The organism is Rathayibacter sp. AY1G1 (assembly GCF_002932095.1).
GTDB lineage: Bacteria > Actinomycetota > Actinomycetes > Actinomycetales > Microbacteriaceae > Rathayibacter.
The window spans coordinates 1-13,613 of record NZ_PSUZ01000045.1 but is presented as its reverse complement, the minus strand read 5'-3'; the positions used below and the strand labels follow the sequence as shown (position 1 = coordinate 13,613).

Sequence of the window (13,613 nt, the reverse complement as noted above, 5' to 3'; positions counted from 1 at the left end):
GCGGGCACCTCGTCGTCGCGAACCTCGCCGAGACGGTGTGGCACGGTCCGTACGACCTCGTGCACGTCGTCACCCACGCGGTCGAGGGCGCGGGCCCGGCAGAGGGGGTCCGGTGCAGGGGATCTCGGTACGCCGGCGGGGCTGGCTCCTCGATCAGCGTGAAGGGCGGGCGGGCTCCGCGGGCCGGCTCCGCGGAAGCATCAGGAGGCGGCGGGGGCCGGGCCGGTGCTCTCGCGGACGATGAGGCGGGTCGGCACGAGCGAGACGCCGGTGCGCTCGCCCGACTCGAGCTCGCGCAGGAGGATGTCGACCGAGCGGCGGCCCGTGTCCCCGAAGAACTGGCGCACCGTCGTGAGAGGCGGCCAGAAGCTCGCCGACTCCTGCATGTCGTCGAAGCCCGCGACGCTCACCTCGCCGGGCACGGCGCGTCCGGCCTCGTGCAGGGCGCGCAGCACGCCGAGCGCCATCTGGTCGTTGGCGGCGAAGATCGCGGTGACCTCCGGATCGGCGGCGAGCCGCTTGCCGAGGCGGTAGCCGGAGTCGGTGGACCAGTCGCCGACCAGCACCTCCGGCACCGGGGCGCCGCGCTCGATCAGGGTCGACTCCCACGCCTCGTGGCGGCGCTCGGCGGAGTAGGAGCGGTCCGGGCCGGCGATGTGGTGCACGGTGCGGTGGCCGAGTCCGAGCAGGTGCTCGACGGCCTGGCGGGCGCCCGACATCTGGTCGGTGTCGACCACCGGGTACTTCTCGCCGCCGGCGGAGTCGACGACCACCACGGGCAGGTCCGGTGGGAGGACGATGTCGGCCTCGTCGAGCAGGTGCGCCTCGACGATGATGATGACGCCGTCGACCGCCTCCTCGCTCAGCCGGTGGAACGCGACCGACACCTCGCCCTGGGTGGGGTGGGAGACGGGGATGAGGGTGATCGAGTAGCCCGCGTCGGCGGCCGCGATCGCGATGGCGTCGAGGGTGCGCATGTTGCCGAACGAGGACAGCGTGAACATGATCACGCCGATGCTGTGGAAGCGGCCCGTCCGCAGGGCCCGCGCCGCGCTGTTGGGCCGGTAGCCGAGGGCCCGCATCGCCTCGAGGACCCGCTTGCGCGTCTCGCCGTCGACGTTCTGCTTGCCGTTCGACACCCGCGAGACCGTCTGGCCCGAGACGTTCGCGCGCCGGGCCACGTCGGCCATCGAGACGCCGCGTCGCGGCCGGGTGGACGGGGACGGGCGGTCGGTCTCGAGTGACATGGGCTTCCCTTTATAGCGCGCCGCCCGTCAGCCGTGGTGCATCGTGCGCCGAACCGTGACGCAGGAACAGTCGCGGGTGGCGACGTGGACATGCTACGGTGACGCTCTGCCATGTTGACGTGAACATGACGGGCCCGCACTACTCCCCGAACGGAATCCCATGACGACGACGTCTCCCCCCGTCCCGCTGAGCGAGGTCGCCCCTCCGGCGTCCCCCCTCGCGGCCCCGAAGTCGCGGGCGAAGAGCGAGTGGAAGGGCCTGGCGTTCGTCGCCCCCTTCCTCGTCGTCTTCCTCCTGGTCTTCATCGCCCCGGTCGTCTACTCGATCTACCTCAGCCTCTTCCGCGAGCAGCTGGTGGGCGGCAACTCCTTCGTCGGCTTCGCGAACTACACCGCGATCTTCACCGACCCGAACTTCTGGGAGGGCTTCGGCCGCGTCCTGCTGTTCCTCGTCGTGCAGGTCCCCGTGATGCTCGTGCTGGCCCTCGTCGCGGCCCTCGCGATCGACAGCGGCCGCCTCCACGGCACCGGCTTCTTCCGCATCGTGGTCTTCCTCCCCTACGCCGTCCCCGCGGTCGTCGCGGTGCTGATGTGGGGCTTCATCTACGGCGACAACTTCGGCCTGGCCGCGAACGTCAACGACCTGCTCGGCTCCGACGTCGTCCAGCCCTTCTCGCGCGACTGGATCCTCGCCTCGATCGGCAACATCGTCACGTGGGAGTTCGTGGGCTACAACATGCTCATCTTCTACTCCGCGCTGAAGACGATCCCCGGCGAGCTCTACGAGGCGGCCGAGATCGACGGCGCCGGCCCGATGCGCGTCATCCGCTCGATCAAGCTTCCCGCCCTGCGCGGCGCGATCGTCATCGCCACGATCTTCTCGATCATCGGCAGCTTCCAGCTGTTCAACGAGCCGAACATCCTCCGGACGCTGGCGCCGAACATCATCACCACCTACTTCACCCCGAACATGTACGCCTACAACCTGTCCTTCGCCGGTCAGCAGTACAACGCGTCGGCCACGGTCGCCATCGTCATGGGCGTGATCACCGCGGTGATCGCCTACGTCGTGCAGCTCCGCGGCGCGCGGAAGGAGAACTGATGGCCCTCGCGACCGCTCCCCGGACGCCCGCCCGCGCCCCGAAGCGCCCGGCCGCCCGCCGCGGCTCCTCGGTGCAGCCCAAGAAGTCGATCGCCTTCACCCTGCTGATGTCGGTCTTCATCCTCTACAGCCTCGTGCCGCTGGCCTGGCTGGTCATCAACGCGACGAAGACGCAGGCCGGCCTGCTCTCGAGCTTCGGCCTCTGGTTCGACGGCGACTTCGTCTTCTTCCAGAACATCGCCGACACCCTCAGCTACCGCGACGGGATCTTCCTCCGCTGGCTCGGCAACACCCTGCTCTACGTCGTCGTCGGCGCCGGAGGAGCGACGCTCCTGGCCACGCTCGCCGGCTACGGCCTCGCGAAGTTCCGCTTCACGGGCCGCAAGGCGGTCTTCGCCGTGGTGCTCGGAGCGATCGCGGTCCCCGGCACGGCCCTCGCCGTTCCGACGTTCCTCATGTTCAGCCAGCTCGGCCTGACCAACACCCCGTGGGCGATCATCATCCCCTCGCTGATCAGCCCGTTCGGCCTGTACCTGGTGTGGGTCTACGCGGTGGAGTCGGTGCCCACCGAGCTGCTCGAAGCGGCGCGGATGGACGGGGCGGGCGAGTTCCGCACCTTCTTCACCATCTCCATCCGCCTCCTCGCCCCCGGCATCGTGACCGTGCTGCTGTTCTCGGTCGTCGCGACCTGGAACAACTACTTCCTCCCGCTGATCATGCTGAGCGACCCCACCTGGTACCCGCTCACCGTCGGCCTCAACCAGTGGAACGCGCAGGCCACCGGCGTCAGCGCGCAGCCGATCTACAACCTCGTGATCACGGGCTCGCTCCTCACGATCATCCCCATCGTCGTCGCCTTCCTCGGACTCCAGCGCTTCTGGCAGTCCGGTCTGAGCGCCGGCAGCGTCAAGGGCTGAGCCCTCCCCTACCCATCCCCCGGCCGGAGCGTCCTGCCCCGTCCACAGCACCCGCAGCACGAAGAAGTGAAGGGAAACACCACCATGAAGATCGCCCGTTCCGCCCTCAGGCGGACCCTGACGGTCGCGGCCGTCGCGGCCCTGGCCGCCGGCTCCCTCGCGGCCTGCTCGTCCACCTCCGGTGGCGGCACGACCACGAGCGCCGGCTCCGCCGCCGACCTCGACTCCGCCCTCGAGGCCGGTGGCAAGATCACGTACTGGAGCTGGACCCCCAGCGCCGAGGCGCAGGTCGCCGCGTTCGAGAAGGCCTACCCGAAGGTCGACGTCGAGCTCGTCAACGCCGGCACCAACAAGGACGAGTACACCAAGCTCGAGAACGCGATCAAGGCCGGCTCGGGCGCCCCCGACGTCGTCCAGATCGAGTACTACGCCATGCCGCAGTTCGCGCTGTCGGACTCGCTCCTCGACCTGTCGCAGTACGGCATGGGCGACCTCGAGGACAAGTACTCCGCCTCCACCTGGGGCAGCGTCAACATCGACGGCAAGCTCGTCGGACTCCCGCAGGACTCGGGCCCCATGGCGCTGTTCTACAACAAGACCGTCTTCGACCAGTACGGCATCGCCGTCCCCGCCACCTGGGACGAGTACGTGGCCGCGGCCGAGAAGCTGCACACCGCCGACCCGTCGAAGTACATCACCGCCGACACCGGCGACGCCGGCTTCGCGACCAGCATGATCTGGCAGGCGGGCGGCGAGCCGTTCACCACCGACGGCACGGACGTGAAGATCGACCTCGCCGACGAGGGCACCGCCAAGTGGACCGGCGTCTGGAACCAGCTGGTCGAGAAGAAGCTGCTCTCGGACACCCCCGCCTGGGGCGACGAGTGGTACAAGGGCCTCGCCGACGGCTCCATCGCCTCGCTGGTGACCGGCGCCTGGATGCCCGGCGTGCTGGAGTCCAGCGTCCCCGACGCCTCCGGCGACTGGGCCGTCGCGCCGATCCCGACCTACGACGGCACCGCCGTCAGCGCCGAGAACGGCGGTGGCGGCCAGTCCGTCACCAAGCAGAGCGAGAACCCGGCGCTGGCCGCCGCGTTCCTGCGCTGGCTGAACAGCGACCAGGCCTCGGTCGACGTCTTCCTGCAGAGCGGCGGATTCCCGTCGACCACGGCCGACCTCGACAGCTCGGACTTCACCGGTCAGGAGTCGGAGTACTTCGGCGGCCAGAAGATCAACGAGGTGCTGACCCAGGCCTCGAAGGACGTCCGCTCCGGCTGGTCGTACCTGCCCTACCAGGTGTACGCGAACAGCGTCTTCGGTGACACCGTCGGCCAGGCGTACGCCAACGGCACCAGCCTCGACCAGGGCCTCGCCGACTGGCAGAGCAAGCTCGTCCAGTACGGCAACGCGCAGGGCTTCACCGTCTCGGAGTAGCACCACTGCTCGACGCGGGGCCGGCCGGATCGCTCCGGTCGGCCCCGCGTCGTTCTCACGCTCGGACACACCGGGCACCGATCCTGAGGGGGATCCAGATGACCACCGCTCCCGAGAGCCGCTTCGCCATCGGCGCCGCCGACTTCGAGCTCGACGGCCGCCCGCACCGCATCCTGTCGGGGGCGCTGCACTACTTCCGCATCCACCCGGACCTCTGGGCCGACCGGATCCGCAAGGCCCGCCTGATGGGCCTGAACACCATCGAGACCTACGTCGCCTGGAACGCGCATGAGCCGCGCCGCGGCGAGTGGCGCGAGGACGCCGGGCTCGACCTGGGCCGCTTCCTCGACCTGATCGCCGCCGAGGGCATGCACGCGATCGTGCGCCCCGGCCCCTACATCTGCGCGGAGTGGGACAACGGCGCCCTCCCGGCCTGGCTCTTCCGCGACCCCGAGGTGGGCGTGCGCCGCTCGGAGCCGAACTACCTCGCCGCGGTCAGCGACTACCTGCGCCGCGTGTACTCGATCGTGGCCCCGCGCCAGATCGACGCCGGCGGGCCCGTGGTCCTCGTGCAGATCGAGAACGAGTACGGCGCGTACGGCTCCGACAAGGAATACCTCGCCGAGCTCGTGCGGGTGACCCGCGACTCCGGCATCACGGTGCCGCTGACCACCATCGACCAGCCCACTCCGCAGATGCTCGCCGACGGCAGCCTGCCGGGCCTGCACCTCACCGGCTCGTTCGGCTCGCGGACCACGGAGCGCCTCGCGACGCTGCGCGAGTTCCAGCCCACCGGCCCGCTGATGTGCATGGAGTTCTGGTGCGGCTGGTTCGACGACTGGGGCACCCAGCACCACACGACGGACGCCGACGCCTCCGCCCAGGAGCTCGACACCCTGCTCGCGGCCGGCGGCTCGGTCAACATCTACATGTTCCACGGCGGCACCAACTTCGGCCTGACCAGCGGAGCGAACGACAAGGGCCGCTACGCCGCGATCACGACGAGCTACGACTACGACGCCCCGCTCGACGAGGGCGGCGACCCGACCGCGAAGTTCTGGGCGTTCCGCGACGTCATCGCGCGCTACGCGCCGGTGCCGGAGGAGGTGCCCGCAGTGCGCCCGCCGGCCCCCGCCCTGACCGCTCCGCTCGTCCCCGGCCCGGCGCTGCTCGGCCTCGGCCAGGCGTTCGGACCGGCCGCGCACCTCGATGCGATGGCCAGCTTCGACGACCTCGGCCACGACGACGGCTTCGTGCTCTTCACGACGACGCTCGACGGCTCCTCCGCTCCGGTCCGCCTCGTGGTGGGCGAGGAGGTGCGCGACCGCGCCTGGGTGCTGCTGGACGGCGTGCCGGTGGGCGTGCTGGCGCGCGACCACCACGAGCGGGCGCTGACTCTGCCGAGCGGACGCGGCGAGCTCGCGATCCTGGTCGAGAACCAGGGCCGGGTGAACTACGGCACGCGCATCGGCGAGCACAAGGGCCTGATCGGAGGCGTGACGCTCGACGGCGCCCCGCTGACCGGCTGGGCGGCGCGTGCCCTCGCGCTGGAGTGCCTCCCCGACCTGGCCGTCGCGGCACCGACGTTCTCGGCCGGACCGCAGCTCGCCTCCGGCTCGTTCGACCTCGACGAGCAGGCCGACATGTACGTGGACACGCTGCACTGGGGCAAGGGACTGGTCTGGGTGAACGGCTTCCTCCTCGGACGCTACTGGCGCCGCGGACCGCAGCGGACGCTGATCGTCCCCTCGCCGGTCACCCGCGTCGGCCGCAACCGCGTCGTGGTGCTGGAGCTGGAGGGCATCGCCGAGCCGGAGATCCGCCTGCTCGCGGGAGCCGAGCTCGGGCACACCGAGATCTGAGCTGCGGAGCGGAGGCGGCGGGAACGGCCGTCGGAGGCGTGGGCTCGGAGTTCCGGGCTCCGTTGTGCGAGTGGGGCCGGGCCGACTCCGATCCGCACGCGCTGCCGGACCGCCTCCGGTCTGCGGGTGCCACCGGGCCGCCTCCGTCCTGCGGGCGGCGCCGGGCCGCCTCCGGGACGCGGGGCTCTGCTAGCCTCAGGCGCCCCGGTGCGGCGCCGGCGGGCGAAGGGGGAGACATGATGTCCAAGACACTGCTGCGCACGACTCTGATCGGAGGCGCGCTGCTGCTCGTCCTCTCGGGCTGCGCGGGGACCGCGACGAGCGGATCGACGCTCCGCCCGTTCACTCCGACGCTCCCCTCGTCGTCGGCCGCCCCGTCCGCCACCGCGACGGCCGCCGCCCCGACCGCCGACACCGCTCAGAAGACCGGCGAGCAGGTGGCCGCCGTGCTGACCGGCGTGCAGTTCGTGCCCGGCGAGTACGCGAGCATCCAGGAGATGCTCGACTCGATCTACCCCGGCCTCACCGCGACCGACGCGAGCTGCCTCTCGCCGTTCGGCCTGGGCTGGGACACCGCGCAGCCCGCCGCCGGACTCTCGTACGGCACCAGCGCCGACCGCTCCATGACCGCCGTCGTGTCGAGCACCGGCACCGCCGACGCGGCCGCCTCGCTCCTCGCGAGCGCCACCGACGCGACCACGCGCTGCGCCTCCGGCTCGACGCTCTTCGCCATGCAGGGCGTGCCGGTAGAGACGACCGTCGAGCGCACCGAGCAGACGCTGACCGGCGCCGACGAGACGCTCGGCTGGAAGGTGTCCGGAGCCGTGGGCGGCAAGCCGTTCTCGCTCGTGGGCATCACCGCGCGCGTCGGCGGCGACGCGGTCGCGCTCGTGGGCTGGGACCCGACGACGAACACCTCGTACGTCCCGCGCGCGACGCAGCTCGTCGTCGACGGGCTGTAGGGCGCTGGGCGCTGGACGCTGGACGCTCTGAGCTCTGGCTCTGAGCTCTGAGTCCTGCGCTCGGCCGTCCTCCCCTCCGCGAGAGTCCAGGAGTTGTCGCACTCGACGCCGAGTGCGACGACTTCTGAACAGCGGGCGCGGGTCGAGCGCCGGGACTCCGAGCTCTGAGCACTCAGCGCTGCACTTCGACGCCCTCTCCTTCGCGACTGTCCAGGAGTTGTCGCACTCGACGCTGAGTGCGACAACTCGTGAACAGTGGGCGGACGATCAGACCGAGCGCCTGAGCTCAGAGCTCTGCGCGTTGAGCTTCGAGCTTCGAGCTTCGAGCTTCGGGCTTCGGGCTTCGGGCTTCGGGCTTCTGGGCTTCGGCCTTCGACGCTCGCTCCTCCGCGAGAGTCCAGGAGTTGTCGCACTCGACGCCGAGTGCGACGACTTCTGAACAGTGGGCGGAGGATCGGGGCGGAGCGGGCACCGGGCACCGGGCACCGGGCACCGGGCACCGGGCACCTCCCGGGCTTCGGGCACCCCGCTCCCGGCGCGGGAGCGCGCCTCAGGCCAGCCAGGAGAGGGTGCCGCCGTGGGCGGCCGCGCTCGCGAGCGGGACGCCGTCGGCGGCGAGCAGGAACGGGGTCGGCTCGGGAGCCGTGCGGTCTCCGCGCGCGGCGACGAGGTGCGGGAGCAGCGCCTCCGCCTCGAGCGTCACCAGGCTCGCGCCGCGATCGGCGACCGTCGCCAGGACGCTCTCGCGCGCGGGCCACGGCAGGTAGACCAGGGTCCCGAGCGAGACGACGACCGTCCGCAGACCCGGCGGCACCGCGTCGAGCAGGGCGGGCAGCTCGGCGGCCGCATCACCCGCGACGATCGTGGGCGGGTCGTCCTGCAGAGCCTCCACGGCCGAGCGGAGCCGCGCGGCCCGCTCCGGGCGGTCGGGCGGGAGCAGTGCCTCCAGCCAGGCGACGTCCTCGGGTGAGCGGACGTCGAGCGGTGCCAGGTCGAGCCCCCGGCGCCACGCGACGACCGGCAGCCGCGCCGACGCCGGGCCTCCGCTCACCGCGCACCGCAGCAGAGGCGCGCCCGACCCGAGCCTCGTCTCGCCGTCGCTCGCCGTGAAGGCGTAGGAGTACCGCTCCGGCGCCAGGCAGAGCCCTGCGGAGGCGCCGATCTCGACGAGCGCCACCGGCTCACCGGGCTCCGTGATCCGCTCCAGCGCTGCGACCAGGGGCGCGCACCGCAGCGCCTCGTTGGTCTGCGTCCTCCGCTCGGCGGCGATCGGTGCCACCCGCGCCCATTCGCTCCGGAGCCACGCGGCGAATCCGGCGCCGTCGACGTCGGGCACGCCGAGCAGCCGCGCGACCGAGAAGAGCAGGGACGGCTGCCGGTGCTGCGCGGGCAGCTCGTCGATCAGGGCGAGGAGGCGCGCATCCTCTGCGACGGCGAGCGCCCACTCGACCTGCCGCTCGGAGGTCTGCGCGAGCTCGACGGCGGCGCGGCGGAAGCGGTCGGCGGAGGAGGGCATGCCTCCATCCTGAGGGAGCGGCGCAACGGTTCCTGCAGGCGGGCGCAGGACCTGCGCGGCGGGCGACAGCCCCGCCTCCGCGGATGTCGGTGGTCGCCGATAGAACGGACTCATGTCCGACACCGCTCCGAGCCCCGCGTCCGCGCCGGTCCGCGAGCGGCGCCTGCTCGACATCCGGCGGATCTACGCCGAGCCGGCCGCGCTCGAGTTGCCCCGCGGGCAGGAGGTCGTGGCGCGGTGGCCGGGCGCCGAGATCGTGCCCGTCGAGTCGCACTGGCTGATCCCGGAGGTGCACGGCGACGAGGCGAACGTCGCGCGCTGGGTGCGCATCAAGACGGAGGCGCTCGTGCTCGGGGTGAAGAAGTCGCTCGTCACGCGCCCGAACGGCCGCTCGGCCGACTTCATCGCCCCCTCCACCGCCAACGGCTGCGCCATGGCGTGCGTCTACTGCTACGTGCCGCGGAGGAAGGGCTACAGCAACCCGATCACGCTCTTCACGAACATCGAGCAGATCCAGCGCCACCTGGCCCGGCACATCGCCAAGCAGGGCCCCAAGGCCGAGGCGAACCAGTGCGACCCGGAGGCCTGGGTCTACGACATCGGCGAGAACAGCGACTGCTCCGTCGACGCGCTGCTGAGCGAGAACGTCCACGACCTCTGCGAGCTGTTCCGGATGTCGCCCACCGCCAAGGCGTCCTTCGCGACCAAGTACGTCAACCGCGAGCTCCTCGAGTGGGACCCGCTCGGGCGCACGCGCATCCGGTTCTCGCTGATGCCCGCCGAGACGGCGAAGGTCACCGACATCCGCACCTCGCCGATGGCCGAGCGGATCGCGGCGATCAACGACTTCGTCGACGCCGGCTACGAGGTGCACGTCAACTTCTCGCCCGTGATCCTCACCGAGACCTGGCAGCAGGACTGGACCGAGCTCCTCGACCAGCTCGACGCCGCCCTCCACCCGCGGGCGAAGGCGCAGCTCGCGGCCGAGGTGATCCTCCTCACCCACAACGAGGGCCTGCACGAGGTGAACCTCGGCTGGCACCCGAAGGCGGAGTCGCTGCTCTGGCAGCCGGGACGCCAGGAGCAGAAGGTCTCCGAGAACGGCGCCGTCAACATCCGCTACCGACGCGACCTCAAGCGCGCGGCCCTCGACCGCTTCCGCGCCCTCCTCGCCGAGCGCCTCCCCTACTGCCGCGTCCGCTACGCCTTCTGAGCGGCGGCGCGACGATTCGCGCAGGAGCGCACCCTCCTCCTCCCGCACACGCCGAGACACCGCCGCGGAGACGGCGTCTCGCGCACGAGCGCGGCGTCTCGACGGAGCCGCACGCCCTGTCCAGTGAGCGCACCGTCACGCCTCCTCCCGCTCCACCCGCCACGCCGAGACGCCGTCGGCCCGCCCGACACACCACTGCCGAGGCGGCGTCTCGCGCACGAGCGCGGCGTCTCGACGCAGCCGCACCGCCCACCGGCGGCACCCGGCAACTGAGCCCCGGAGTCGCCCGGCTGGGAGCCCGCCCGGCGGCCGGGGCCACTGCTTCGCATTCCGGATAGCGGCACGTGCCCTCCGAACGAGGGGCGTACTTTCGGAGAACAGCCGGAGGGACGGCCCGACCGCCCGACTCCACGGGCCTGCAGAGCAGGCGTCAGCGGGGATCGACGGCTCGGCGCGACGGCATCCGGACTCGACATCCCGGAGCCCGACACCCCCGGCTCGACACTCCGGACACTCGACTCGGCGGCACAGCACACCCCGGGTCCTGCTCCCCACGAACACCCCCCCACCATCTCGCACTCCCCCTCCCGGCGGCACTCGCCGGGGCACCTCACCGTCGCGGCCGGCACCCGCGACACAGCACAGAACGGCGGCACGCACCATGGGCGCTCTCCTCTACGGCACTCCCCCCACCTCGCACGAGATCGACGACCGCGCACTCGCGCACCTGCAGATCGTCATGATCAACAAGTTCCGCCGCGACGAGGCGTTCGCCTTCCAGCTCGACGCCTCGAGCGCGCACGGCACCGGACGCCAGACGCTCTGGCTGCACCCGACCATCCCCCTCCAGTTCTCGTTCCACGGAAGCCGCATGCCGGCGATCAACGCCACCTGGGTGCGCGCACTGATGGAGGAGGCCAACAGCGGCCGGGGCCTGCGGATCGTCACCGAGCCGGCGCAGCAGCCCGAGTCCTCCGGGCTCACGCACGCTGCCTGAGCGCGCCGTGTCCAGGCGCGACGACGACGAGCCGATGGAGGTCACCGACTTCGTCGAGCTCGCCGGTGCAGTGCACGACGACGCAGGCTTCGAGTGCTCCTCCACTGTCGACGGCGTGACGGGCGCGCTCTGCGTGCTGCCCGACTCCCTGGTGCTGCGGAGCGCCGGCACCGGCGACTCGACCCGCGTCGGCACCCGCGACATCCGCTCCTGGCGGGCCACTCCGGCCGGCGCCACCTTCTCGCTCGCCGTGGAAGCCGGAGCGCGGCACACCGTGGTGCTGCTCACGCAGTTCCAGGCGGCGACCGTCCAGGCCATGACCCGCGCCGCCGGACCCGCGACTGGTTTATCCGCTTAACGAATTCCCCGTTCGGGGCACGCGGTGAGGAGCGCTCCTCGTGCGACCCTGATCGGGATGAACGAGAAGGACGAGGTCATGCGCTCCGACATCGGCGGGCGTGACATCGAGCAGGCGCGGGCCCTCTTCGAGCAGTCGTACAACGGGCACCGCTTCGTCGTCGAGCCCGGCGAGGACTTCTCGTACCGCTACACCTCCGTCGGCGACGGCGATGTGACGCTCCGCGGCAGCCAGTTCGCCGGCTCCGTGCAGGGCTCGATCCAGACCGAGGGCGAGTACGTCGTCTCGTGGCTGACCGCCGGCGCGGGCGTCACCGATCTCGACGGCGACGCGGTGACCCTCGGATTCGGGCAGCCGGCGATCTTCGTCAACGACCGTCCCAGCCGGTTCGAGTTCCACGACTACCGCCAGAACCTCATCCACTTCGACGGCGCGTACCTCGAGGGCATCGCGGAGGAGGTCGAGGGCACCCGCGGCCCCCTCCTCTTCGACACCACCGCACGACCCGAGGGCGCGGCGCTGCGGCGCTGGTCGGCGACCGTCGCGACGGTCGCCCGGGTGATCTACGACGCCGACAGCTCGCCGCTGCTGCGCCGCGAGGCCGACCGCGCGGTCGCCGTCGCCCTGCTCGAGACCTTCCCGCACTCGACGCTGGACACTCCCGGCGACCTCGGAGTACCCCGCTCGGGGCGCCTCCGCCAGGCGATCGAGTACATGTACGAGCACGCCCACGAGCCGCTCCGGACCGAGCAGATCGCCGACGCGGCGGGCATCGGCCTGCGGACGCTGCAGACCGAGTTCCGGCGCGAGTTCGGCTTCACCGCGGTCGACTACCTGCGGCGGATCCGGCTGGACGGCGTGCAGAAGGAGCTGCGGGCGGGCGAGTCCGGAGTCGTCAGCGTCAGCGAGGTCGCACGGCGCTGGGGCTTCGCGCACCTCGGCCGGTTCTCGGCCTCGTACGCCCACCGCTTCGGCGAGCGCCCCAGCACCACGCTCGACACCTGAGGCGTCAGAGGTAGTCGGTCCCGCCGTCGTCCTCGCTGTCGTCGCCCTCGCCGCGCGGCTGCACGGTCGGCCGCGCGGGCTGGAGCCGTCGGGTCTTCTCGCGCATCGACTCCACCGCCTCCGGATCGTCGAGGTCGACGCCGCGGTCGAGCGCCGGGCTGGTGAAGAGCTGGCTGGCCGGTCCGACCAGGAGACGGGTCTCGCCGCGCAGCCCCTCGTCCGAGAGCGACGGCACCACGACCAGGTCCGACTTCCCCACGTTCGCCAGCGCCTGCGCGTACTCGACGACCGCCGAGCACACCTCGTCGCCCAGCAGCACGAATCCGCTCGCGTAGTACAGCTTCTGCATCTCGCCCTCCCCTGGATCCCGGACCGCCCCTCCGGTCGGCCCGTCCCCCGACGCTAGGACGGCGCCGACCGGGCGCCCCACCCCTTGACGGGGGTGGAGCGGAGGGGTCAGAGTCCGCGCGGAGGGGTCAGAGTCCGCGCGGAGGGGTCAGAGTCCGCGCGGAACGGGCAGTCGCAGCGCGGTCGCGAGCGCCTCGACGACGCGGGTCGCGCGCACGTCGCCGACCCCCTCCATCCGGTTGGTGAGGAACGCGAAGCCGACTCCCGCGTCCGGGTCGGCGAAGGCGACCTGTCCGCCCGCGCCGTCGTGCCCGAAGCCGCTCGGCGTGAGGCGGCCTACCAGGCGGTCGCGGAGGCGGGGCTCTCGATCCCCGGCGACATCGCCGTGGTGTCGTTCGACGACGACGAGCTGGCCGCCTACCTCCGCCCCGGGCTGACGACCGTGGCGCTGCCGCACGAGGAGATGGGCCGCCGGGCGGTCGAGCTGCTGCTGAGCGGCGCTCCGGGAGAGCGGGTGCTGGTGCCGATGCCGCTGGTGGAGCGGGCGTCGACGCGGCGGGTCTGACGGGCGGCGCCGGAGTCGCCTGGGGTCCGACCGGAGGGATCCGCTCGGCCGGCTGAGGCGGCTCCGCCCGACTCCACCGGGCCCGCC

Annotated in this window: 13 protein-coding genes; 10 read left to right on the top strand and 3 right to left on the bottom strand. The window is 71.9% G+C overall.

Annotation, left to right across the window (positions count from 1 at the left end):
* Positions 1–200: 200 nt before the first annotated feature.
* Positions 201–1,247 (bottom strand): LacI family DNA-binding transcriptional regulator, encoded by a 1,047-nt coding sequence (locus C5C36_RS16835; RefSeq protein WP_258063339.1) that lies wholly within the window; start codon positions 1,245–1,247, stop codon positions 201–203.
* 160 nt (positions 1,248–1,407) lie between these two features.
* Between C5C36_RS16835 and C5C36_RS16830 the strand changes: the two genes are divergently transcribed.
* The 5 genes from C5C36_RS16830 (at position 1,408) to C5C36_RS16810 (ending at position 7,524) form a co-directional block, all read left to right on the top strand.
* Complete coding sequence (locus C5C36_RS16830) at positions 1,408–2,349, top strand: carbohydrate ABC transporter permease (RefSeq protein WP_104226355.1); 942 nt, start codon at positions 1,408–1,410, stop codon at positions 2,347–2,349.
* 107 nt (positions 2,350–2,456) lie between these two features.
* Complete coding sequence (locus C5C36_RS16825; protein WP_258062773.1) at positions 2,457–3,266, top strand: carbohydrate ABC transporter permease; 810 nt, start codon at positions 2,457–2,459, stop codon at positions 3,264–3,266.
* A gap of 84 nt (positions 3,267–3,350) precedes the next feature.
* The gene (locus tag C5C36_RS16820) at positions 3,351–4,700 is read left to right on the top strand and encodes a sugar ABC transporter substrate-binding protein (RefSeq protein ID WP_104223423.1); all 1,350 of its coding nucleotides are present in this window, start codon (positions 3,351–3,353) and stop codon (positions 4,698–4,700) included.
* A gap of 98 nt (positions 4,701–4,798) precedes the next feature.
* The gene (locus C5C36_RS16815) at positions 4,799–6,562 is read left to right on the top strand and encodes a beta-galactosidase family protein (RefSeq protein ID WP_104310090.1); all 1,764 of its coding nucleotides are present in this window, start codon (positions 4,799–4,801) and stop codon (positions 6,560–6,562) included.
* A 236-nt stretch (positions 6,563–6,798) separates the two neighbouring features.
* Positions 6,799–7,524 (top strand): hypothetical protein, encoded by a 726-nt coding sequence (locus C5C36_RS16810; RefSeq protein WP_104297617.1) that lies wholly within the window; start codon positions 6,799–6,801, stop codon positions 7,522–7,524.
* A 550-nt stretch (positions 7,525–8,074) separates the two neighbouring features.
* Here C5C36_RS16810 and C5C36_RS16800 read toward each other — a convergent pair.
* Complete coding sequence (locus C5C36_RS16800) at positions 8,075–9,040, bottom strand: DUF2332 domain-containing protein (protein ID WP_181133848.1); 966 nt, start codon at positions 9,038–9,040, stop codon at positions 8,075–8,077.
* A gap of 112 nt (positions 9,041–9,152) precedes the next feature.
* Between C5C36_RS16800 and C5C36_RS16795 the strand changes: the two genes are divergently transcribed.
* The 4 genes from C5C36_RS16795 to C5C36_RS16780 all read left to right on the top strand — a co-directional run bounded on the left by C5C36_RS16795 (position 9,153) and on the right by C5C36_RS16780 (position 12,613).
* Positions 9,153–10,253, top strand: a complete 1,101-nt coding sequence (locus C5C36_RS16795; RefSeq protein ID WP_104310087.1) for a spore photoproduct lyase family protein — start codon at positions 9,153–9,155, stop codon at positions 10,251–10,253.
* A 661-nt stretch (positions 10,254–10,914) separates the two neighbouring features.
* Positions 10,915–11,250 (top strand): ATP-dependent DNA ligase, encoded by a 336-nt coding sequence (locus C5C36_RS16790; protein ID WP_104223411.1) that lies wholly within the window; start codon positions 10,915–10,917, stop codon positions 11,248–11,250.
* A gap of 7 nt (positions 11,251–11,257) precedes the next feature.
* Entirely contained in the window at positions 11,258–11,608 is a 351-nt protein-coding gene (locus C5C36_RS16785) for a hypothetical protein (protein ID WP_104223412.1), read from the top strand.
* Positions 11,609–11,665: 57 nt separating this feature from the next.
* Positions 11,666–12,613 (top strand): AraC family transcriptional regulator, encoded by a 948-nt coding sequence (locus C5C36_RS16780; RefSeq protein ID WP_104223413.1) that lies wholly within the window; start codon positions 11,666–11,668, stop codon positions 12,611–12,613.
* Positions 12,614–12,617: 4 nt separating this feature from the next.
* Here C5C36_RS16780 and C5C36_RS16775 read toward each other — a convergent pair whose 3' ends face one another.
* Positions 12,618–12,962, bottom strand: coding sequence for a hypothetical protein (locus tag C5C36_RS16775; protein ID WP_104223414.1), 345 nt, complete (start codon positions 12,960–12,962; stop codon positions 12,618–12,620).
* Between the two features lie 93 nt (positions 12,963–13,055).
* On the opposite strand from C5C36_RS16775, the gene C5C36_RS16770 reads away from it, so the two are divergent.
* A complete protein-coding gene (locus tag C5C36_RS16770; RefSeq protein WP_258072328.1) occupies positions 13,056–13,526 on the top strand; it encodes a substrate-binding domain-containing protein in 471 nt (156 codons plus the stop codon).
* The last annotated feature ends 87 nt before the right edge of the window (positions 13,527–13,613 follow it).